21 protein-coding genes are annotated in these 22003 nt (G+C 40.4%); 18 read left to right on the top strand and 3 right to left on the bottom strand.

What is annotated here, in order from left to right; translation table 11 throughout:
- Positions 1 to 260: 260 nt before the first annotated feature.
- Genes B7991_RS12050 through B7991_RS12025 form a run of 6 tightly spaced genes read left to right on the top strand, consistent with a single transcriptional unit; the run spans position 261 to position 7234 of the window.
- Positions 261 to 1763: a PIN domain-containing protein gene (locus B7991_RS12050; protein WP_088631047.1), complete on the top strand. Its 1503-nt coding sequence runs from the start codon at positions 261 to 263 to the stop codon at positions 1761 to 1763.
- Positions 1738 to 2115, top strand: a complete 378-nt coding sequence (locus B7991_RS12045) for a hypothetical protein (protein WP_088631046.1) — start codon at positions 1738 to 1740, stop codon at positions 2113 to 2115. The genes B7991_RS12050 and B7991_RS12045 overlap by 26 nt, the downstream gene beginning before the upstream one ends.
- Before the next feature lie 34 nt (positions 2116 to 2149).
- On the top strand, positions 2150 to 3154 hold the full coding sequence (locus B7991_RS12040) for a DNA cytosine methyltransferase (RefSeq protein ID WP_103143259.1): 1005 nt from the start codon (positions 2150 to 2152) through the stop codon (positions 3152 to 3154).
- Positions 3151 to 4245: a DNA cytosine methyltransferase gene (locus B7991_RS12035; RefSeq protein WP_200816178.1), complete on the top strand. Its 1095-nt coding sequence runs from the start codon at positions 3151 to 3153 to the stop codon at positions 4243 to 4245. The genes B7991_RS12040 and B7991_RS12035 overlap by 4 nt, the downstream gene beginning before the upstream one ends.
- Positions 4242 to 5759 (top strand): AAA family ATPase, encoded by a 1518-nt coding sequence (locus B7991_RS12030; protein WP_088631045.1) that lies wholly within the window; start codon positions 4242 to 4244, stop codon positions 5757 to 5759. Before B7991_RS12035 ends, B7991_RS12030 begins: the two co-directional genes overlap by 4 nt.
- A complete protein-coding gene (locus tag B7991_RS12025; RefSeq protein WP_088631044.1) occupies positions 5756 to 7234 on the top strand; it encodes an LlaJI family restriction endonuclease in 1479 nt (492 codons plus the stop codon). The genes B7991_RS12030 and B7991_RS12025 overlap by 4 nt, the downstream gene beginning before the upstream one ends.
- 14 nt (positions 7235 to 7248) lie before the next feature.
- Here B7991_RS12025 and B7991_RS12020 read toward each other — a convergent pair whose 3' ends face one another.
- The 3 genes from B7991_RS12020 to B7991_RS12010 all read right to left on the bottom strand — a co-directional run bounded on the left by B7991_RS12020 (position 7249) and on the right by B7991_RS12010 (position 10621).
- A complete protein-coding gene (locus B7991_RS12020) occupies positions 7249 to 8925 on the bottom strand; it encodes an ATP-binding protein (RefSeq protein ID WP_200816179.1) in 1677 nt (558 codons plus the stop codon).
- Positions 8909 to 10012 (bottom strand): DNA cytosine methyltransferase, encoded by a 1104-nt coding sequence (locus tag B7991_RS12015; protein ID WP_088631043.1) that lies wholly within the window; start codon positions 10010 to 10012, stop codon positions 8909 to 8911. Before B7991_RS12015 ends, B7991_RS12020 begins: the two co-directional genes overlap by 17 nt.
- Before the next feature lie 225 nt (positions 10013 to 10237).
- Positions 10238 to 10621, bottom strand: a complete 384-nt coding sequence (locus B7991_RS12010) for a hypothetical protein (protein WP_088631042.1) — start codon at positions 10619 to 10621, stop codon at positions 10238 to 10240.
- Between the two features lie 9 nt (positions 10622 to 10630).
- Between B7991_RS12010 and B7991_RS12005 the strand changes: the two genes are divergently transcribed.
- The 12 genes from B7991_RS12005 (at position 10631) to B7991_RS11955 (ending at position 21998) form a co-directional block, all read left to right on the top strand.
- Positions 10631 to 11062 carry a hypothetical protein gene (locus B7991_RS12005; protein ID WP_235002882.1) on the top strand — a complete coding sequence of 144 codons (432 nt, stop codon included), beginning with the start codon at positions 10631 to 10633 and terminating at the stop codon, positions 11060 to 11062.
- Between the two features lie 165 nt (positions 11063 to 11227).
- Positions 11228 to 12310, top strand: coding sequence for a YhcG family protein (locus tag B7991_RS12000; protein ID WP_088631041.1), 1083 nt, complete (start codon positions 11228 to 11230; stop codon positions 12308 to 12310).
- 96 nt (positions 12311 to 12406) lie between these two features.
- A complete protein-coding gene (locus B7991_RS14695) occupies positions 12407 to 12649 on the top strand; it encodes a hypothetical protein (protein WP_141099877.1) in 243 nt (80 codons plus the stop codon).
- Positions 12615 to 12950 carry a hypothetical protein gene (locus tag B7991_RS11995; protein WP_088631040.1) on the top strand — a complete coding sequence of 112 codons (336 nt, stop codon included), beginning with the start codon at positions 12615 to 12617 and terminating at the stop codon, positions 12948 to 12950. The genes B7991_RS14695 and B7991_RS11995 overlap by 35 nt, the downstream gene beginning before the upstream one ends.
- Positions 12951 to 12996: 46 nt before the next feature.
- Entirely contained in the window at positions 12997 to 14340 is a 1344-nt protein-coding gene (locus tag B7991_RS11990) for a Na+/H+ antiporter NhaC family protein (protein WP_085491206.1), read from the top strand.
- Between the two features lie 153 nt (positions 14341 to 14493).
- Positions 14494 to 14934: a hypothetical protein gene (locus B7991_RS11985; RefSeq protein WP_088631039.1), complete on the top strand. Its 441-nt coding sequence runs from the start codon at positions 14494 to 14496 to the stop codon at positions 14932 to 14934.
- 120 nt (positions 14935 to 15054) lie between these two features.
- Complete coding sequence (locus tag B7991_RS11980) at positions 15055 to 16374, top strand: UDP-glucose/GDP-mannose dehydrogenase family protein (RefSeq protein WP_085491208.1); 1320 nt, start codon at positions 15055 to 15057, stop codon at positions 16372 to 16374.
- A gap of 9 nt (positions 16375 to 16383) precedes the next feature.
- Positions 16384 to 17472: an NAD-dependent epimerase/dehydratase family protein gene (locus tag B7991_RS11975; protein ID WP_088631038.1), complete on the top strand. Its 1089-nt coding sequence runs from the start codon at positions 16384 to 16386 to the stop codon at positions 17470 to 17472.
- Positions 17473 to 17582: 110 nt separating this feature from the next.
- On the top strand, positions 17583 to 18560 hold the full coding sequence (locus tag B7991_RS11970) for a glycosyltransferase family 8 protein (protein WP_088631037.1): 978 nt from the start codon (positions 17583 to 17585) through the stop codon (positions 18558 to 18560).
- A complete protein-coding gene (locus tag B7991_RS11965; protein ID WP_088631036.1) occupies positions 18557 to 19630 on the top strand; it encodes a glycosyltransferase family 1 protein in 1074 nt (357 codons plus the stop codon). The genes B7991_RS11970 and B7991_RS11965 overlap by 4 nt, the downstream gene beginning before the upstream one ends.
- On the top strand, positions 19623 to 20909 hold the full coding sequence (locus B7991_RS11960; RefSeq protein WP_088631035.1) for a hypothetical protein: 1287 nt from the start codon (positions 19623 to 19625) through the stop codon (positions 20907 to 20909). Before B7991_RS11965 ends, B7991_RS11960 begins: the two co-directional genes overlap by 8 nt.
- 12 nt (positions 20910 to 20921) lie before the next feature.
- Entirely contained in the window at positions 20922 to 21998 is a 1077-nt protein-coding gene (locus B7991_RS11955) for a glycosyltransferase (RefSeq protein WP_088631034.1), read from the top strand.
- The last annotated feature ends 5 nt before the right edge of the window (positions 21999 to 22003 follow it).

Here is a 22003-nt window from a genome sequence, read left to right as displayed (position 1 = left end):
GGATCAAGAGCAAACATACAAGAAGGGAATATTATTGTTTTAATAGAAAAATCCAGTTAAATAAAAAAGACCCAAGCAATTATTAGATCAAAAATAGCGATTCCTCAAAAATGTCAAAATACGTCATTTTCAATATGTATATTTGATTTTACAGGAAATTCAGCCCTATTGCGCATTATATAGGAATAGGATATTTTAAAAAAGAACAGTAAAAAGAATAAGAAAACAATGCGTAAAAAAAAAAAGAACAAGGAGGAAGTATGAAGGTCTTGCTAGATACAAACATCATCATTCACAGAGAAGCTAGTCATGTAGAGAACCAGGATATCGGCACTCTCTTCAAATGGCTAGATCGCACCCACTGCGAAAAAATCGTCCATTCTAAATCAATCGAAAAAATTCTCAAGAACAAAAACGCCACAACCGTTAAGTCATTCAAGGCAAAAATTCAGAACTACGAAATTCTGCAAAATCCTTCGCCTATTGCAGAAGAGGTCCTCGTCGTGTCCAAAAAGATGGACACAACCGAAAATGACTCCGTAGACACCATTTTGCTTAACGAAGTCTTCTGCGATCGTGTTGACTTGCTAATTACCGAAGACAAAAAGATTCATGCAAAAGCTGCCGCTCTAAATATTTCAGATAAAGTCTTCAACATAGACCGCTTCCTAGAAAAGGTTTTCTCCGAGAATCCGGAATTGGTCAACTACAAGGTCTTGAATGTTCAAAAGGTTCCTTTGGGAAAGATTGATTTGAACGACCCCTTCTTTCAGTCCTTAAAAGATGATTATGAGGGTTTCGATAAATGGTTTCTGCGGAAATATGACGAAGCCGCTTATATTACCATAAATTCGAACAACGGAAAATTGCTCTCATTCCTTTATGTCAAGAAAGAAGATGAATCGGAAAACTACGCCGACATCACGCCTCCGTTGCCGCCCAAGAAGCGCTTAAAGGTCGGGACTTTCAAAGTTATTAGTAACGGTTTTAGACTTGGCGAAAGATTTTTGAAGATAATCTTTGACAACGCCTTAAAAAACAAGGTCGAAGAAATCTATGTAACGATTTTCGATAGGACCGACGAGCAGAAGCGGTTAATTGCCCTTATGGAAAAGTGGGGCTTTGTCTATTGGGGGAAGAAGGGCGGCGAGAGAGTATATGTTCGTGACTTCAACCCGAATTTTTTCATAGAAGATGTTTGCAAGACCTATCCCTACATTTCAAAAAATCGCGATACATTTATAGTCCCCATTTATCCCGACTACCATACGGAACTGCTACCCGACTCCATTCTCAATACGGAATCGCCGAGCGATTTTGTGGAAGATTCGCCCCATCGGAATAGTATTTCGAAGGTGTATGTATCGCGAGCCTATGAACCGCACCCCAAGATTGGGGACCTTCTTGTGTTCTATCGAACGGGTGGATTATACAAAAGCGTCATTACCACAATCGGTATTGTAACTGAAATTAAGGAAAATTTCAGCAATAAAGAAGAATTTGTTACTTACTGCAGCAAGGGTAGCGTATTCCCAGAGAAAGAACTCGAGAAAATGTGGGATTATCGCCATCAAAGACCTTTTGTGGTGAGCTTTCTTTATGTATATTCTTTCCCAAATAGAATAAACATGAGCAAGTTGATTGACATGGGCATCTTTAACGGAGTCAATGACGCACCCCGCGGTTTTAGGTTAATTTCTAAAAACCAGTTTGAAAGCATTTTAAAGGAGACCGCCAGTGAAGGCCGTTTTATTGTCGATTAAGCCTGAATTCGCTCACAAGATTTTTGAGGGCTCAAAAAAGTATGAGTTCCGCAAGCAGGTCTTCAAGGATTTGTCCATAAAGAAGGTCATCGTGTATTCTTCATCACCAGAACAGAAGGTTATCGGAGAATTTGAAATCGAGACAATCTTGGATGGTACGCCCGACAAAATCTGGATTCAAACTAGACTATATTCAGGGATTTCTCAAGAGTTCTTCGAGAGTTACTTTGAAGGTCGAGACAAGGCTTATGCAATCAAGGTGGCCTCAACCAAAAGATACTCCAAGCACAAATCCCTTGCCGATTTCAACATTCATACTGCACCGCAATCTTTTGCGTATGTGAATGTGTGATTTTACAAATATTTTGCCGGACACTTAGAGAAACATGCCTAAAAAAAAATTGCATATTACAATTGGAACTAGTTTTAGTGGAATTGGAGCACCTGAACAAGCGCTAAAGAAATTGGGTGTAAACGAAAAAATTTTATTCGCAGGAGATATTGATCCTTTTTGTAAACAAGCCTTTTTTGCCAATTATCAAATAAGTGAATCTGATTGGCATTCTGATGTTCGTAATTTTTCAGCAACACGTTTTGCAGGTCAATTGGATTTATTTGTTGGAGGGAGTCCATGTCAATCCTTTTCTGTAATGGGAAAAAGAAAAGGGTTAGAAGAAGCTCGAGGTACACTTTTTTATGAGTACGCAAGAATTGTATCAGAAGCAAAGCCAAAAGTTTTTATATATGAAAATGTCACAGGGATGTTAAATCATGATCATGGACAAACATGGAATGTAATTTCAGGAATATTTGACAGTCTTGGATATGATTGGAAACTTTGGGTTTTGAATGCTAAAGATTTCGGTCTTCCGCAGAATCGTAGGCGCATTTTTGTAATCGGATTTGAAAAAAAATACAAAGAATGGTTTAATAAGTTAAAGGAACCTGAAAAAATAAACTTAAATGAGGATATGAAATTTTTTTTGGATAAATCGGTACCTAATAAGTACTATTTACCAGAAAAAGGCTTTAACCGTGTTATTGATCCAAATCAATCTAAACATGTTGCTTTAAATGGCAAAATTGCACGGTGTCAAGTAGCCTGTCAACAATACAATTGGTTTGGCGATATGCGTTTTGAATCCCAAATTCCCAAACGTATTGAAGACGATCCAAGAATTTACAAAGGGGTTTATCAGGGAACACGAGGCATAGCGAGGACGTTAACGCCACGAGAATGTTTACGATTAATGGGTTTTCCTGAAGATTTCAAAATTGTAGTAAACGACATGCAGACATACCGACAAGCTGGAAATTCAATGGCTGTAAATGTTATGGAAAATGTTATAAAAAGTATCCTAAAGACCGGAATATTTGGAGATTTTAGATGAAAAACATATTGAAGGTCGCATCAGTTTTTAGTGGAATTGGAGCTCCAGAGTTTGCTCTTAAAAGAAGCGGTATTCCGCATAAACTTGTATTTGCATGTGATAACGGAGAAATTGATTTATTAAAGTCTGATGAAGAAATTCTTGAAAACCTAAAGGGATTATCGTTCTCAGAAAGGCGAACTTACATAGCTTCCCTTTTACCCAAAAGAACAAATCATGTAAAAAAATCTTTCTTAGCAAATTATGATCTCGACGAAAAGCATTTTCATCATAATGTAAAGTTACTTGACGGAACTGAATACAAAAATAAAGTTGATTTATTTATTGGAGGGAGTCCTTGTCAAAGTTTCACACTATTAGGATACCAAAAAGGATTAGAAGAAGCTCGCGGAACTTTATTTTATGAATTTGCAAGATTGATTAAAGAAATAGAACCTAAAGCCTTTATATATGAAAATGTTCAGGGACTTGTAAAACATGATGGTGGCAAAACTTGGGATGTTGTCCAACGAGTATTCGCATCTTTGGGCTATACAATCCATTATCAAATTATGGACGCTGTAAACTATGGAATTCCTCAAAAAAGACGTCGTATTTTTGTAGTAGGTTTTAAAAGAGGTGGGGAAAATTTCGAATTTCCCCCAATTAAGGAATTAAATTACACTCTTCAAGACTTTTTGCTGGAAAACACACCTGAAGGAAATTTCACATCAAATAATGGCGAAATTTGTATTAAGCATGCAAAAGGTGAAATTCCAGAAAAATATTATTTATCAGAAAAAATTTTACCCGGAATTTTAAGTGAAGGTTCTGGAGGATTTTCTATGAAGCCAGAAATCGACCTAAAAATAGCCCGCCCATTGATGCGCACGATGCATAAAATGCATCGTGCGGGAGAAGATAATTACGTAACAACAAACGGTAGAATTCGGCGGCTTATACCAAGAGAATGTCTGCGACTGATGGGATTCACAGACGATTTCAAGCAAGTCGTATCAGATTGTCAAATGTATCAACAAGCAGGTAATTCTATGGTAGTCGACGTTATGATGGCTCTAATAAAGGAAGTTAAAAGGAATATCAAAATATGAGTGAACAATTTGATCTAAATATTGCAGGACATAGCGCAACATTAAAAATAGAACCAACTGGTTCTAAGGATACAGGCATTTTCTTTCCACCAGAATTAATAGATTTTTTGGGAGGAATGGAAAACTTGTCTTTTATCATTTACAAGGATGATTGTATAGCAGCAATGGCAAGCATTATTGCATCCTTGCCATTATATTCGAATAAAGGCGGAGAAAAGATAAGTCATGATTCTCCATCTGAAGTTTGTTCATCTTATATGAAAATGATAAATGAATTCTTTGGTCAGAATAAAACAACCATATACAAAGATTTCAAGCCATCAGAAACTACACAGTCCCGTAGATATCTTTACGGACTTGACAAGGGTAATTTTTCCATACGAAAATTTTTAATTGCAAACTATTCAACACTTTCTTTTTTAAAGGATGATAAGAATCAATTTCATTTAAGAATAAAAACAAATGTAGTTCAATTCAAGCAAAATCCGTTGCCAGAAGGGAACGCCGCTATCGATATTGATGACGTTAGAGTAAATTTCCAAGCACCGCAAAATCAGTTGATTAAGCAAAAAATTATTTTTGGCGCACCCGGAACGGGAAAATCTCATCAGCTAGAGGAATATTGTAAAACCTATTTCTGCGACAGTGAGATATCTAATAGTGCTGAGGAAATTGGGAAACGTTATGAACGTGCTACTTTTTACCCCAATTATAGCTTCGCTCAGTTCGTCGGAACATATAAGCCTGTTCAAAATACTGAAAAAGGAAAGGAATCTGAGATTCTGTATAAGTATATCCCGGGGCCGTTCTTGCGAATCCTAGTAAAGGCACTGCAAAATCCTGAACAAAATTTTCTTCTCATTATTGAAGAAATCAATCGAGCTAACGTTGCTGCTGTTTTTGGAGATGTATTCCAACTTCTTGACCGTAAAAATGGCGTCAGTGAATACCCTATTGCCGCAAGTGAAGATATCAAGAAATACTTAAAAGACAACGGAATTGACCATTGTGATGAGTTGAGAATCCCCAACAACATGTATATCTGGGCAACAATGAACAGTGCCGACCAGGGAGTATTCCCTATGGATACTGCATTCAAACGCCGTTGGGAATTCGAGTACATTGGTATCAACGAGAAAGAAGACGATATGAAGAATTACGAAATACCAATGCAAAAAAAAGAAGAAAGTTCTCGTGAATGGATGAACTGGAATGAACTCCGTCATAAAATAAATGATAGGTTGACAGATCTAAAAATCAACGAAGACAAATTGCTTGGTCCCTATTTTATTTCTGAAGAAAAACTGAAGTTAGTTGAAGGTAGAAAAGTAGAAAATGCTGAAGAATTTGTAAAATTCTTCAAGAGCAAGGTGCTGATGTACCTCTTTGAAGATGCTGTAAAGATGCGTCCTAGAGACCTTTTTGATGAAAATACAATTAGCAGGTTACGATTCTCGGATATCTGCGAAAAGTTCGATGAAATCGGTCAAAGAATTTTCAATTTTACCAAATGACAGAAGAAAAACCATCCCTATTTCAAGAATTGAAACGGTACACCCCAAGAGAGATTAGGGAACTTTTGGGATGTACCTCTGAAAATGTAAAAGCTTACATAAACACACTACGAAAATACGGAATCGTAAAGATTGTCAAGAACGAAAGTCTAGATTTTGCAGACTTGAATAATGACGACCTTGTTATAGCGGATTCTGCAGAAGAGGTGTTGGGAGCATGCTACAAATTTGATTTTGTAGGCGTAGTTGCTGTAAAAAATAAGGTGATTCTCTGCTATCCTAAATACACCTCAAGTACTGATGAAAAAAAAATTCGAGATGAATTGAAATTGGCAATAAAAGCCATTCGCAAATATGATTCTAAAGGCGAATTGGTTCATTTGCATAATAGAGACGATAAAGGCGAGTATAACAAATTGGCCTTGTCATTGCATATTTTGCAGGATTATTTCGAGAATGGCGTTTATACGAATATTCAAGAAATTATAGAAACTAATGGCGAAGGAGAAATCGATTGGGATCGAACGATTAACGAAACATTCGCCTACATCAAGAACAATCGTCCTTATTATCTTGAACTAAAAACACGCTTATCACAAAACGATGATTTAGATTATTTCAAGCGATTGCATGAATGTATCGTTACGCAATGCTCCAAATATCTCAAAGAATTAGATGTATTAGATTTCTTTGACATACCGGAAGTTCTTTTAAGCGAATCGGATTTGAAAGACTTTGGCGATACGGACTATATTCTTTACCGTTTGGAACGAGAAATAGCAAATCAGTTTGTCACAAAGAAACAGAACCTACTAAAAACGCTATATACATTTGTCGCCACATCTGGAACGAGTTCGCAGGAAAATTCTTATAGTCTTTATGGCACTAACTGCATGAACTTGATTTGGGAAAAAGCCTGCGGACAGATATTTGGGAACATTCATGATCAAGTCGAATCAGAAATAAAGAAACCTCAATGGTACTTGAACGGCGGTCATTATGAAACAAAATCTCTAATTCCGGATATCATAACCAAATGTGAAATTAATGACAGGAATGTATTTTGCATACTAGATGGGAAATATTATCTGGTTAAAACGTCCGAGAATATTTCAGGAAATCCCGGCGTCCAAGATGTTGTAAAGCAATTCGCCTACCATGAATCTTTCCACGATTACCTTTGCGAACAGAATTGCAAATGTGTTTTTAATGCTTTCTTATTTCCACTTTTTGATGCAGATGGTTCTCCAGAAAAGGAAATTCTTATCCGCGGTTTTGTGACTATGCTAAAATGGGGCGTTGAACAACTTGTCCCAATATATCTTGTTTTCTTAAAGCCTGAGTTCGTGTGGATGAATTATATTAACGGATCCATTCAGAAGCCGGCGCTGATCGAAGCGATGAAACGCATTCGATTAGAAGATGTTTTTAGAAATGTGTTGAAATATCCAGATACCTTGCAGTATATGGAATAAAATTAAATCAAAAACTAGGGCTTGCTAGATATCTTTAATAGATTTTTGATCCTTGCTTTTATATTCTCAAAACATACGTTCAACCGTAGTTTTGCCACATCAGTTAATCTAGATGTGTGGGCAACGGCGTCGCGAATAGGGGTGTACTCAATGCAGTCTCGTAGTAAAGTTGACTTTTTTTGTTTGTCTTTTTCGGTGTCAGCTATATAAGCTAGCTGTTCCATTCCGCAATACGATAAATCGTTGTCGTCATGTCGAATTTGTATGCTTAAATTCGCTTTATCTTTCTTTGCTTGATAGCCTTCCTTCCAATTTTTTATGTCATTTTTTAAACTATCTGGATATGCAATCTTTTGGGTAGTAATATACTTTCGCAGTAGATTTTCCGCTAGAAAACAATCTCCATATGATTCGTAATTATAGACGGCATCGGGTTTTAACTCATTAATCCAAGAATTGACCCTATCTTTATCTTCGGTAGACGTTGTTTTGTCGAAATGAACGTAATCATCAGTAATGGCGTCATATAGCTCCTCAGACTTTCGCTGTCTTGGAGGTATTTTTTTATTGTCGGAATCACCTGTTTTTCGATTGGCTCGACGTAAATCATCCCATTCTTCAATTATCTTCGCCATGATATCTTTTTTCAATACATCTAAAAGTGAATTGAATTTAGGATCGTCTGGAACAACTCCTTCTCGACTACTAGTAAAACGATCTGTATCATCGTCAAGTTCGTTGAAATGGATTTGACCATAAAGGTAACTTTCTACAATTCGAGTTGATGGAATATGACTCAAAATATTCTTTTCACGAAGTCTTCCATTAACAAAAAGGTCAACTGTTGCCTTTTCGTCTGAAGTTCTAATTTTTAGTTTCGAAGGCGTATCAACAGAAGCGATAAACCCGGACACAGTCACGGATTCTGTGTATATTAAACGATGAGTGATTAAGCTTTTTGACTTTCGAATCGCTTTTTCAAAAGCATCATTATCATTATCATGGTTTATCAACCATAAGAACTGAGTATCATTTATTAATGGCTCCAAATCAACCATTGAAATTTCTTTTCCATTAACGCTTATATTAAAAGAAGGATCAAACAATGAAAATCTGAAGTCAAGAGCAATAAGTTGACGTAAATAATCAATGCGATTTTTTATGCCGTCATTCATCCCATTGAAAATAATTATAGTCCCATGAGAGAGTTTTTTGTTTTCTTTTAGCAAATCGGAATTTAACGGCGTAAGATTGTAATCATTGGGAGTTATGTCATCTTTAATTGCCTGATCTAGACGAGCATTGTCTATTGTTCCTCCCGTCAAGCTTGACTTTTGTGTTTTGGTAACGATGGAGATGCTTTTTGCGCAAGAAAGCAATGCCAACTTGCCAATACCCTTTCGTCCGATAAATGGACGTCTTGTTGGAGAGCAACTTTTTCCATCTTTTCTTTTAGAATATCCGATTTTTAGGAACTTATTTTGAAAATCGTCTGGCGTCATTCCAACACCATCATCTTGAACGACTAATTGGTTCTTTTCTCTGTCTATGTATATGTGGACATTTTTTGCGTCCGCATCCCATGAGTTAGATATAGCCTCGCCTATAACGGTTATAAGGCTTCGGTACAAATTTCTTCCTAAATGATTTAGAACACTTAAGGAAATGTTGAATTTATAGTTTTCCATCATGAGCCTCGCATTGTTTTAAATGCTGCTTTATACTTTTCCCAATAATTTCCCCTAATTTTGGGGGGACAGCGTTCCCTATATATCTGGACGCTAAAGTCGTTGATACAGATTTTTCATCTACAAAAAATTGATAATTTCTTGGGAACGTCTGTATCAAAGCGGCTTCCCGAAGAGATATTGCTCTATCTTGTTCGGGATGTCCAAATCGTCCATTTCCTAAACCAGTACACTGTGTAGTCATTGTTGGAGCAGGTTTATTCCAATCCATACGACCATATACACTACCGAAGGTTTTTCCACTATTCTTTTTATGACATTTTAGCTGAAGTTCTTTAGGCCAATCAGACCAACTTCCATTTGTAGGAGTTGCTTTTATTCGTTGAATATTCAAAGGTGTTAATGCTCGTGCTTTGTGTAAAGCATCATTTGGGTCCCTTTCTCCAGCTTCGATTGGCGGCAAATTTCCAATCACATCCTTTACGGTTACATAATTTTCTGCAGTGTGTGTTGGGGGGATTAATTCAATTTTTCCTTTTTTTGATGCTAATAAAACCAAACGTTTTCTTGTTTGAGGAATACCATAATCGGGACAAAAGACAACCTTATAGCTTACATTATACTCGTTACGTTCCAAGGTTTCGATAAAACGTTGAAAAACATGTTCCAATTTGAATTTCAAAATTTGCGGAACATTTTCCATAGTGACAATGTCGGGTTGAACTTCTTCCACTAGTCGTCCGAATTCATCTAGTAAACTGTACTTATTTGGGTCTTTATTTTTGTTTTTAAATGCATATGAAGAAAATGGCTGGCAAGGAGCACACCCCGCAAGAACTCGAATTGCACCTTTACTATAAGTATTGTTTATTTCTTCGGCTGTTACTTTGCGAATATCTTCATATCGAAATTCAGCATTGTTGTTGTGATGATATGCATATTGGCAAGTATAGTCTAGATCATACCCGGCTTTAATTTTAAAGCCTTGGCTTTTTAATCCAAAACTTAGGCCTCCTATCCCGCAAAACAGATCAACAACTTCTATAGGAGGGGATTTCTTTTTTGCAGAACTCTTGCGTGATTTAGCCATATAAATAAAAATACCAAAATAAATTTATGCACATTCAATATTGGAGTGAAAAAAAGCATAAATATAGTTAATTTTTTTCGCATTCGCGTTAGGGATAGTGACCCCTTGGGGCGGAGACGCGCCATGCGTGACGCCGTTGCAAGAGCGGCACGAGGGTACCGCAGGTGCACACGGGCTGCCTTGCAATATAGCCCGACCCGGCGAGAAGCCGGGGAACGCTCATGTTTAATCTGAACTTTCCCAATATATTCTTGGCAACTCATAGCCTTCATGACTGATTTCGCATCCATCAATGTTTTCCAGCCCCGATTTCATTTCTTTATCCAGTTTTTCGAGTTGCATATTGACATTCGATAAAAAGTCCTCGTCGCCGTAGTCACCAGCCTCTAGATAGTCAACAGCCTTTGCGTAGATATGCGCCACACGCAGGGCCTTGTAGGCTTTTTTGTACACGGCTAGGACTCCCTTTGAATGTGGGGCGAAATACATGTCTTCGTTCCGCGCCCATGCAACCCACTTTTTGTTTTTCTGTTTTACGTATATGTTCCTGATGCACTCTGCGATTTCTTCAATATACATTTCGTGGTATTCAAAAGCCCCGCCGGACATATTACCTCCATGTTGAAAATTTGTTCCATTTTGATGGTTCCTTGTGTACAATTTATACGCCCGAAATATGTCGGTCAAGCCCCCTCTCTGCGTGAGGCCTACTACCCGTATATAAACGGGAGCATTGAGTCCGAAAAAACGGGATACGCTCTTCAAAAAACGGGAATTGCTCTCCAAAAAATGGAAATCGCATCTATTGTATTAAATTCAGGTTTTGGGAAGACAATAAAAGAAAAAATGAAAAAAATCATTGATGAAATAGATGAAAATCAAGTAATTGCAGCAAAGGATATTATGAAAATTTTAGCGTGTAAGCCAACAGCCGCAACAGAGATGATTAAACGAATGCGCTCGCTGAATCTTTTAAAGAAAATAGAAGGAGTAGGACCAGGTCGTTATTCCTTAAATTTTCTCTCAATAACCACACCGAAGGACTTGTAAAATTTTCTTACTCCCCTAGCCAACATTTTTGATTTTAGGTACATTAATGCAGTACGTGATTCTCTGTCAAATGGAGAATCGCGTCTTTTTTTATTCCGAAAATTCTGAATAAGGGGACGCCTCTAACATCAACCGGCCGCAAATTGTGACCACATGGAGGCTAATATGGCTAAAAATAAAGAGAATGTCCCTGCAAAAGCGGTGGAATCGTTGTTCAATAAAATATCCCCTCTTATTACGCAATCTCGTAAAATGATTGCAACGACCATCAATACTGCTGAAGTCTGCACCAAATTCAAGATAGGCCAATATATAGTCGAAGATGAACAAAAAGGCAAAAGCCGAGCGGCATATGGGAAACAAGTACTCATTCATCTATCTGCCAGACTGATAGAAAAACATGGGGAAGGTTGGTCCGTTGAAACATTAACGCTCTGTAGAAAATTTTTCAATGTATATTCGAATTTCGTAAACGGTGTTTACGAAATTGAGGGCGAATATAAATTCACACTTTCTTGGTCGCATTACCTAGTGCTCATGCGCATCAAGAATGATGATGAACGCCGTTTTTACGAGATAGAGGCTACTTCCGGGAACTGGTCTGTTCGCGAGTTGCAGCGGCAGTATGGTTCAAGTCTGTATGAACGCCTTGCGTTGAGCCGGGACAAGGAACAGGTTGCCCGCTTATCGCGAGTCGGCAACATGGTGGAGAAGCCGGAGGATATCATCAAGAACCCGGTGACGCTTGAGTTTGTCGGTTTGAAACCGGATGCATCGTATTCGGAATCGAACTTGGAATCCGCTATCATTAACAAGCTGCAAGAATTCCTGCTCGAACTGGGGAAAGGATTCCTGTTCGAAGCACGACAAAAACGATTCTCATTTGATGAGGATGACTACTATGTAGACTTGGTTTTGTACAATCGCCTGCTGCAATGCTATGTACTCGTTGACTTAAAAGTCGACAAATTGACCCATCAAGATCTTGGCCAAATGCAGATGTACGTAAACTACTATGATCGTTATGTAAAGCAGAATTTCGAAAAGCCGACTATCGGCATTTTACTTTGCAAAGAGAAGAAGGATACCCTTGTGAGGTTGACGTTACCCGAAAATGCAAATATTTATGCATCCGCTTATGAGTTGTATCTGCCGGACAAGAAACTTTTGCAAGCGAAGGTCAAAGAATGGGTAAATGAATTCGAAACGCAAGATGGTAGGACACCCCAATTGTCAGCCAACGGATGACAAATTGAAACATATCGAAATCGAAAAAAAACATATTGTATATACAGTTGTATTGACACTAGCATATACATTTTTCTATAATAAAGAGGACTTTAGATGAATATTACGAAACACGCTTTTGAGAGAATGCGTGAAAGAGGCTTTAATGTAGAAATGCTTGCGAAAGTTCTACGGAAAAAGAACTTGGTACGGATTTCATCAGATAGAGAAGGTGTATCTAAAATCGTTTCTGAAGTAGACAATCGTTTTTGGACATTGTTTGTATCCGACGACCTAAAAACTTTAATAACCGTAAGGAGAGCACATGAAGACGAAGAAAGAAAAGCACGAGAAGATTAAATTACCTAAGGGTTTCAAACTAGTTGACGATTTTCTTTCCAAAGAAGAAATAGATAGACTAGAGAACGACACAACCATAAAAGATCCAATAATTATTACCGGCGGACACGAGTCGGAAACTCTCGAAGAATCCATCGCCCGCATTAGCCGTGCCATTGCAGAGGCAAAAGAAGAAAAAAAGATGTATTCCATAAGACTCAAGGTCAAGACTGTTGACGCGATCAAGCGCAAAGCTGCAGCCGCAGGGATTCCGTATCAGACCTACGTGAATGTTCTGCTTGACAAGGCGGCTTTCGCTTAAAGCTTTATAGCCTCCCTCCTCCCCCCACTTTTCTATCTTTCACGTCATGCAAAACGAAAACTCTCAAGAAAAGATCAAGGGCAACCCGATTGCCCTTTTGCCTATCGCCGTGTTCCTGGTACTTTATCTGGGTCTCGGCATCACGTTTGAATATGTCCTCAAGATCCCGATGGGATTTTACAACATCCCGATTGTCGCAGCATTCCTGGTGGCAATTTTCGTGGCTTGTGTGCAAAACCGCAAGCTGAATTTCGACCATAAGATGAACGTGATGGCAGGCGCACTTGGCGACCGCAATATTTTCTTGATGATCCTGATTTTCCTTTGCGCGGGCATTTTCGCAGGGATTCTCGGGCGTTCAAGCGCCTCAGCGGCAGCATACTTACTCTTGGATTTCATTCCGGCGCAGTTCGCGGTGGTAGTGCTGTTCGTTGTCGCGGCGTTTGTCTCTACGGCGATGGGTACGTCTGTTGGCACGATTGCGGTGGTCTCCCCGATTGCGGTTGAGGTCGCACAGATGGCGGGCTTTGGCGTTCCATTCTGCGTAGCGACGGTGATTGGCGGCGCGATGTTTGGCGACAACTTGAGCTTTATTTCGGATACGACGATTGCGGCAACGTCTACGCAGGGTTGCAAGATGAAGGATAAGTTCCGTGTGAACTTTCTGGTGGCAGCCCCGGCAGCACTTCTCGCGATTATCATTATCACGGCAATTTCGTTTGTGACCAAGGCAAATACGGTTGCCGAAAACTCCTACAATCTCGTACAACTTATTCCGTATGTTCTCGTATTGGTACTTGCGCTCACGGGCATCAATGTTTTTGCGGTTTTGCTCATCGGCATTGTCGCAGCCTCCATCATTATGGTGGGTTCCGGCACGCTTGACATGATTGGCCTTTTGCAGAACATCGGGAACGGCATTTCAGGAATGTACGAGACAATTCTCGTCGCAGTTCTGGTGAGCGCCTTGTGCGGGCTCATTCGCATTCACGGCGGTTTCGCAGCTCTGTTAGACTTTATCCATAAAGTGTTCAAGGGACACCGCAGCGGTCAAGTGGGCGTTGGCCTCTTGGTGAGCGCACTCGACATTGCTACAGCAAACAACACAGTCGCCATCGTGATGGCAGGTCCGATTGCAAAGCAGATGGGCGACGAATACAGAATCTCGCCGAAAAAGACGGCTTCGCTCTTGGATATTTTCAGCTGCGTGGTGCAAGGCATTTTGCCTTATGGCGCACAGATGCTCGTAGCGCTCGCCGCCATTTCGACAGCAATCCCAAACGCAAACATCAGCGCATTCGACCTCATTCCCTACATGTTCTATCCGTTCTTGCTGCTTGTCAGCGTACTTATATTCATTGCAATTTCTCCGCGCAAGAACAAGCACTAACTTTAACAAAATTTTGCGTCAACAATCCCCGCTTTCGCGGGGATTTTTTTTCATATTCCAATTTAGACTACCCCACAACTACTCCTCATATACGTTACTTTGTAGTTTACAATTGAGGCAGACAAACGTCTCAGAATAAACTAGGAGGAAATCATGAAAACCTTAAAATTCATAACAGCTGTAATGCTTGCGTTTATGGTCACAACATCGTTCGCAGCACGAATAGTCAAATCGAAACTGGGCGATATCGAAGTCACCAACGCAAAAGACGGTGGCGAAGTTGTCTGCACAGCAGAATTCAATGACGAACTGACTATTGTCAAAGAAGCCGAAACTAAAGTCCTCGTCAAAGGGCGATGCGGAATGGGCTGGGTCGATAAATCAAAAGTTGAATATGTCGCCAAGGCGCAGGACAAGGTCATTATTTTTGACGAAATCCCGTTATTAGATTGGCACGACAATCCAATGGGTACCGGTATTTTGATCGGCGACATTGAAGATTTTGACATCGCACAGATTGATCGCGATTTCAAAGAATACCTGACATACACTATGGATCGTGAGCAAACAGAAATACGAAATGGAGAGAACTGAGCTCACGCATCAGCGCTGCCCTGCGGGGCAGCGTTTTTTTTGTTCTTTCCCAAACGCAGTCTTACGATTTTATTACTTTTTCTTTTGATAAACAGAAGAGAATTTCACAAGGATTTATTTATGAATATTGCTATTGTCGGTACCGGTTACGTTGGTCTTGTTAGCGGCACGTGCTTTGCCGAAATGGGCGTCAACGTGACTTGCGTTGATGTGAACCAGGCCAAGATTGAATCTCTCCAGAAGGGAGAAATCCCTATATACGAACCGGGTCTCGATGAAATGGTGCTCAGGAACCAGCGCGAAGGCCGCCTCAACTTCACGACCGATCTCGCAAGCGTTCTCGACAATGTCGAAATGGTCTTTAGCGCCGTGGGTACGCCTCCGGACGAAGACGGTTCCGCCGACTTACAGTATGTGCTCGCAGTGGCCCGCACATTCGGCCAGAACATCAAGAAGTACACCGTTCTCGTGACCAAGTCTACAGTCCCTGTCGGCACTGCCAAGAAGGTCAAGGCCGCCATCCAGGAAGAACTCGACAAGCGTGGCGTGAACGTCCCGTTCGACGTGGCCAGCAACCCGGAATTTTTGAAGGAAGGCTCCGCCATCACGGACTTCATGAAACCCGACCGCGTTGTCGTGGGTGTCGAAAGCGAACAGGCCAAGGAACTCATGACCCGCCTCTACCGCCCGATGATGCTCAACAACTTCCGCGTGATTTTCACGGACATCCCGAGCGCCGAAATGATCAAGTACGCCGCAAACTCCATGCTCGCGACCCGCATCAGTTTCATGAACGACATCGCAAACCTCTGCGAACTCGTGGGCGCCGACGTGAACATGGTCCGTAAGGGCATCGGTAGCGACACCCGCATCGGCAGCAAATTCCTCTACCCGGGCTGCGGCTACGGTGGAAGCTGCTTCCCGAAAGACGTGAAAGCCCTCATCAAGACCGCCGAAAAGAACGGCTACAAGATGGGCGTTCTCAAGGCCGTCGAAGAAGTGAACGAATACCAGAAGACGGTCCTTTTCAACAAACTAGCAAAGCGATTCGGCGGTGAAGCAAACCTCAAGGGCAAGACGATTGCCATGTGGGGCCTCGCCTTCAAGCCAGAAACAGACGACATGCGCGAAGCGACCGCACTCGTACTTATCGACAAGCTCACAAAGGCTGGCGCTATAGTTAGAGTCTATGACCCGGTCGCCATGAACGAATGCAAGCGCCGCGTGGGCGACATCGTCACTTACTGCAACGACATGTACGAAGCATTGCTCGATGCTGACGCCCTCCTCCTCGTGACCGAATGGAAGCAGTTCCGCATGCCGAGCTTCGGCGTGATGAAGAAGTCCATGAAGAACGCCCTCATCATCGACGGCCGCAACATCTACGACGCCAAGGAACTCGCCGACGCCGGTTTTGAATACAGCGCTATCGGCTGCTAAGGAATCGCCATGCTTGATAAAAACGTTATTCTCAATGGAAAGGCCGTCCTTGTTACGGGTGCGGCAGGATTTATCGGTTGCAACCTCTGCAAGAAGTTGCTCAACGACTATAACTGCTCCGAACTCGTCGGGCTCGATTCCATCACCGACTACTACGACGTAAACATCAAGCACGAGCGTCTCAAGGAAATCGAGGCCCTCGCGACAACAACCGGCAAAAAGTGGACATTTATCAAGGCGAACCTCGCCGACAAGGCAGCAATCGACAGCCTGTTCGAGAAGTACCACTTTGCCGTCGTCGTGAACCTCGCCGCCCAGGCAGGCGTCCGCTATTCCATCACAAACCCAGATGCCTACATCCAGAGCAACCTCATCGGATTCTACAACATCCTGGAAGCATGCCGCAAGGGCGCCGAAAAAGGCGAAGTCGAGCACCTCGTGTACGCGAGCTCCTCCAGCGTGTACGGCAGCAACAAGAAGATCCCGTACTCCACCGACGACAAAGTCGATAACCCAGTCTCTCTGTACGCCGCCACCAAGAAGAGCAACGAGCTCATGGCGCACGCCTACAGCAAGCTCTACAACATCCCCAGCACGGGGCTCCGCTTCTTTACCGTCTACGGCCCCGCCGGCCGCCCGGACATGGCCTACTTCGGCTTCACCAACAAGCTCAAGGCCGGCAAGACCATCCAAATTTTCAACTACGGCAAGTGCAAGCGCGACTTCACGTTCGTCGATGACATTGTCGAAGGCGTCGTGCGCGTGATGCAGCACGCCCCCGAAAAGCAAAACGGCGAAGACGGCCTCCCCCTGCCGCCGTACAAGGTCTACAACATCGGCAACAACCACCCGGAAAATCTGCTCGACTTCGTGACAATTCTCCAAGAAGAGCTCGTCCGCGCGCATGTGCTCCCCGCCGATTACGACTTCGAGGCCCACAAGGAACTCGTACCCATGCAGCCCGGTGACGTGCCCGTAACCTACGCAGACACGACCGCCCTGGAGAATGATTTCGGATTCAAGCCCGCAACACCTCTCCGCGAAGGTCTGAGAAAGTTTGCAGAGTGGTACGCAACGTATTACGGGAAGGGAGAGTAACGGATATAGTAGCGGACAAACCGACAATAAAATTGAATATCGCGGTAGCAAAAAGACCGTCGGTTACTATATTATAAAAACTAATACACAAAATAGAGATTTGGAATAAGATGAACGTAGTCTACGCCAGTGACGACAATTTTGCGGAAATCATGGGTGTTTCCATCTGTTCGCTTTTCGAAAACAACAAGGATGTTGCTGAGATTGTAGTCTATGTTTTGGAAGAAAACTTCAGTGATGAAAACAAACAAAAACTCAAAGCATTAGCCAAAGCATATGGCCGAACAATTAAAAGAATACCGACTACTTCCATAATCAACGAACTGTCCACCCTCCACCAGGATCGTGGTGGAGCAAGTCAGTTTTCAAGACTTTTTTTATCAAAGCTATTACCGGACAACTGCACCCGAGTATTGTACCTTGATTGTGACACCTGCATCCGTAAAAATATTGAAAATTTCTACAATCAAGACCTTAATGGGAATACGGTTTGTGGCGTAATGGACTGCATCAGCAAACAGCATCGAACAGTACTAGGCCTTGAAGAAAATGATATCTACATTAATTCGGGAATGATGCTTGTTGATTTAAGTTCTTGGAATCAAAACCTTATAGAAAACAAGATATCGAATATAATTAAAAAATTCAATGGCAAGGTACCTTACGCAGACCAAGGAATTTTAAATCTAGCTCTTCAAGGAAAAATCAAGCTTGCCCACCCACGCTATAACTGTATGTCTATTTTTACAGTATTTTGCTTTGACGATTTACTAAAATACCGCAAACCAAGTGCTTGTGATTCCAGCGTGGAGATTGAAGAGGCAAAAAAAAATCCGTCCATAGTACACTTCGTCACTTTATTCTGTACATCTCGTCCATGGTTTAAAAATTCATCAGGCCCCTTTTTTGATGAATGGAAGTACTACAAGCAAATATCACCATGGCAAAACTCATCAGAAAGAAATCCCCAAAAGAATCTATTCCAATATCTAGGAGTCTGCTTATACCTCTTAGCTCCTAAAAATTTAAGCTTAGCAATTCTTGGCTTTTTGCATGCACGAATTAAACCGAGGTTGATGAAAAAATGATTGTTGTAAATGCGCGTTTTTTAACACAACCTCTTACAGGTGTACAACGTTTTGCGTTTGAAATATCAAAAGCATTACAATATCTTTGCAATGACAAAGATATTCATTTTGTCGCCCCAAACAATATTCTTACCCCCCAAAAAGCAAAAGAACTAAATGTAGAAATAATTGGTTCCCACACAGGACATCTGTGGGAGCAATTAGACCTGCCCCAGTATTTAAGAAAAATAGGCAACCCCCTTCTTTTAAATTTCTGCAACACAGCACCAATTTTCTACAAGAACAAATTATCGACAATACACGATATTACTTATATCCGTTATCCGCAAACATTTTCAAAATCATTTCGGTATTTTTACAAAGTCATCATTCCGTTAGTACTAAAAACAAGCAGGCATGTTTTTACAGTTAGTAATTTTTCTAAACAAGAAATTTCTGGCTATTACCAAATTTCAAATGAAAACATTTCAGTAATATATAATGCTGTAGACCAAGCATTTCATCAGCAATTAGATGAAAATCTAAAAAAAGAAAATTATCTTCTAGCAGTTTCCTCCGTAAAAGAGAATAAAAACTTCGGAATGATTCTCAAAGCATATAAAGAGGCTTCTAAGAAAATCAACAATCTCAAACTTTTTATTGTAGGTGATTTAAAAAACAACAATTTTTCAAACATTGACCTAAACATATTCGTAAAACACCCGGGAATAAAATTTTTAGGACGAGTCAATGACTCGCAACTAATAAAACTTTACTCAAACGCTATTGCTTTTTTATTTCCATCCCTATATGAAGGATTCGGCATACCCGTTCTTGAAGCCCAATCCTGTGCATGTCCTGTAATAGCATCAAATGTATCCTCATTACCAGAGGTTCTAAGCAATTCGGCAGACTTAATCAACCCCCAAAATACAAACGACTTTATCAAAGCCATACACAACATTGTAAGCAATGTCGAACACAGAAATGCATTGATTGAAGCGGGTTTAAAAAATGCATCCCGTTTTTCTTGGAAACAAAGCGCAAAAAAAGTACTCAGTACAATAAATGAGGTTATAAGTAATGCTTAACATATCAATAACCCCCTTTGGCATTGTTTACATTGTTCTTGCAATTATCGCATTTTGCCATTCATACCAAGCCGTGGCTAAGGTTTTTGCGTTTTCATACTTATTTCAAACAACAGCTATTTTTGCAATTGGCAATACTGGCTTTATGCCCTATTTAATAGGCCCCATACTTCTTATCATAAAAGGCATCAGACTAAAAAAAGAAGTTCCTCGGGATGTAAAAAATATACAGATAATTTCGCTAGTTTTCATCGTATTCATTATTGCCCAGTCCTTCCTCGCAAAATACTTTTTTGAAGGTCAAGTAATGGTCTATGAGCAAGGCGGAATGGAAACGGCCTTAGCAAAGGGTATGGTGCCATACTATTTTTCAATGAAACAATGTATTCAATGGGTATACCTTCTTTTAAATATAGGTGGATTGATTTCGCTTATAAAGCACAAGCAATATCTTGATCAAAGTTTTTCAAGAAAAATTATTGAAAATTCCGTTCTTTTTATCTCATTTATCGGCATTTGGAAATATATCGCCGATAATTTTGGAGGATGGTTTCCAGAAACATTCTTCTTTAACAACTTGTCATTTGATCTAAATAACATATGGCAATCAGTCGGCGGCAAAATGAGATTCACCTCTATATTTGTAGAAGCCTCTATCTGCGGACTATTTCTTGCTCTTTTTTGGTGGAATACATTCTTTACCAAAACGAAAAATAAGATAATTTTTTCATCCATCATTCTCCTCTGTTTACTACTTACAGTAGCATCAACAGGATTCTTTTGTTTTCTATTCGGAGCAGCACTTTATCTTATAAAAAAACGCAACATAAAAGTTATTATTTTTTTATTTATAATAGGAACATCCTTCTACTTGCTCGCGCAATATTTAAATCTTCTAGACATCGTCTACGATATGACAATCAACAAGTCTGGATCAGAATCAGCAGAAGTCCGTTCAAAGATTATGATGTCAGGTCTCCAAATTTTTAAGGACACTTACGGTTTAGGAGTTGGCTTGGGAGCGTCCAATGGTTCCGGATTGGCGTTAACTCTTTTAGGACAAATCGGCTTTCTAGGATGTTCTCTTTTCTTAGGATGGCTATACTTCATCGTAAAATATTTAAGCAACAGACAAATAAAAATGCAATTATGCCTATGGGTTCTATTTTTTGGCATGTGTACTTCCGTCGGATATTTGTCATTCCCGATTTTATGGCTAGAGCTAATAATAGTATGTTGTTCTAGCGCCAACATTCTAGACAACAAAAGCGCAGCCTAAAGCATTCTAAAAATGAAAATTCTTTTTGTCATTCGAGATATGGTAATTGGTGGTGCAGGAAAACAACTTGCACTTACCGCAAATGCATTATCAGAAAAAGGGCACGAAGTTTATATTTATTCATACTTCGGTGGAGAAAACAAACATATCCTAAATCCCTGCGTAAAATACATTGCCCAATCCCCAATCCCTGATTCTAAATTAAAGGAATACCTTTGGGCAGTACCGCACATTCGGGATCAAATGAAAATGATAAAGCCCAACATTGCAATATCTTGGAGATGCAATGCAGGGTGTTTCACAGTATTAGCGGCTTTAGGTTTACCTATAAAAACGGTTTTCAGTGAACGAAGCGATCCCTACACAGAAACTTCTTTACTTTTAAAAATTTCGGCATTTTTCTGCAACTTTTCAAGCGCTGGAGTTTTCCAAACAGAGGCTGTACAAAAATATTACAAGCGCTTAACATCTCGAAGCGTCGTAATCCACAACCCTTTTGATCCTCAAATAGGGGACCAAGAAAGCATCCCTTTCCAGAAGCGAAAAAACGAGATTGTACATATTGCAAGAATGATGATTGTTCAAAAACGTCAGGATGTCATGTTAAATGCATTCAAAATTTTTTTGCAAAAGCATCCCGACTATATCTTAACTTTTTATGGCGACGGTCTAGATTTTAATAAAATTCGCCATTTAGCCCAAAACTTACAAATAGAAAAAAATGTCAATTTTCTTGGAGATGTTGTAGGGGCATCAAAAAAAATTGGCAGCGCAAAAATGCTCGTGCTAACATCGGACTATGAAGGTATTCCGAATGTCATAATGGAAGCTTTTGCTATGGGCGTTCCTGTCGTATCGACAGATTGCAGTCCCGGTGGTGCTCGAGTACTTATCAATGATGGTGAAAATGGTTATATAACCCCAACAGGGGATGCCCAAGCCATTGCGGCCAAAATGGATGCAATCGTCGATAACGAGGAAAGAGCAACGAACTTCATCACTAAAGGCAAAGAAAAGTTGCTTCAATTTAATCCAGATTTGATATTTGAAAAGTGGAATAAATTCTTAAATCAGTTAATTAGCAATTAATCAAA

It is taken from the genome of Fibrobacter sp. UWB3 (genome assembly GCF_002210405.1).
GTDB lineage: Bacteria > Fibrobacterota > Fibrobacteria > Fibrobacterales > Fibrobacteraceae > Fibrobacter.
Note: the sequence above shows the minus strand (reverse complement) of the source record. Positions and strands in the feature narration are given on the sequence as shown.

Coding starts and splice junctions, on each gene's coding strand:
- B7991_RS12050 (WP_088631047.1), top strand. CDS start 261: ATGAAGGTCTTGCTAGATACAAACATCATCATTCACAGAGAAGCTAGT.
- B7991_RS12040 (WP_103143259.1), top strand. CDS start 2,150: ATGCCTAAAAAAAAATTGCATATTACAATTGGAACTAGTTTTAGTGGA.
- B7991_RS12035 (WP_200816178.1), top strand. CDS start 3,151: ATGAAAAACATATTGAAGGTCGCATCAGTTTTTAGTGGAATTGGAGCT.
- B7991_RS12030 (WP_088631045.1), top strand. CDS start 4,242: ATGAGTGAACAATTTGATCTAAATATTGCAGGACATAGCGCAACATTA.
- B7991_RS12025 (WP_088631044.1), top strand. CDS start 5,756: ATGACAGAAGAAAAACCATCCCTATTTCAAGAATTGAAACGGTACACC.
- B7991_RS12020 (WP_200816179.1), bottom strand. CDS start 8,925: ATGATGGAAAACTATAAATTCAACATTTCCTTAAGTGTTCTAAATCAT.
- B7991_RS12015 (WP_088631043.1), bottom strand. CDS start 10,012: ATGGCTAAATCACGCAAGAGTTCTGCAAAAAAGAAATCCCCTCCTATA.
- B7991_RS12010 (WP_088631042.1), bottom strand. CDS start 10,621: ATGTCCGGCGGGGCTTTTGAATACCACGAAATGTATATTGAAGAAATC.
- B7991_RS12005 (WP_235002882.1), top strand. CDS start 10,631: ATGTTGAAAATTTGTTCCATTTTGATGGTTCCTTGTGTACAATTTATA.
- B7991_RS12000 (WP_088631041.1), top strand. CDS start 11,228: ATGGCTAAAAATAAAGAGAATGTCCCTGCAAAAGCGGTGGAATCGTTG.
- B7991_RS14695 (WP_141099877.1), top strand. CDS start 12,407: ATGAATATTACGAAACACGCTTTTGAGAGAATGCGTGAAAGAGGCTTT.
- B7991_RS11995 (WP_088631040.1), top strand. CDS start 12,615: ATGAAGACGAAGAAAGAAAAGCACGAGAAGATTAAATTACCTAAGGGT.
- B7991_RS11990 (WP_085491206.1), top strand. CDS start 12,997: ATGCAAAACGAAAACTCTCAAGAAAAGATCAAGGGCAACCCGATTGCC.
- B7991_RS11985 (WP_088631039.1), top strand. CDS start 14,494: ATGAAAACCTTAAAATTCATAACAGCTGTAATGCTTGCGTTTATGGTC.
- B7991_RS11980 (WP_085491208.1), top strand. CDS start 15,055: ATGAATATTGCTATTGTCGGTACCGGTTACGTTGGTCTTGTTAGCGGC.
- B7991_RS11975 (WP_088631038.1), top strand. CDS start 16,384: ATGCTTGATAAAAACGTTATTCTCAATGGAAAGGCCGTCCTTGTTACG.
- B7991_RS11970 (WP_088631037.1), top strand. CDS start 17,583: ATGAACGTAGTCTACGCCAGTGACGACAATTTTGCGGAAATCATGGGT.
- B7991_RS11965 (WP_088631036.1), top strand. CDS start 18,557: ATGATTGTTGTAAATGCGCGTTTTTTAACACAACCTCTTACAGGTGTA.
- B7991_RS11960 (WP_088631035.1), top strand. CDS start 19,623: ATGCTTAACATATCAATAACCCCCTTTGGCATTGTTTACATTGTTCTT.
- B7991_RS11955 (WP_088631034.1), top strand. CDS start 20,922: ATGAAAATTCTTTTTGTCATTCGAGATATGGTAATTGGTGGTGCAGGA.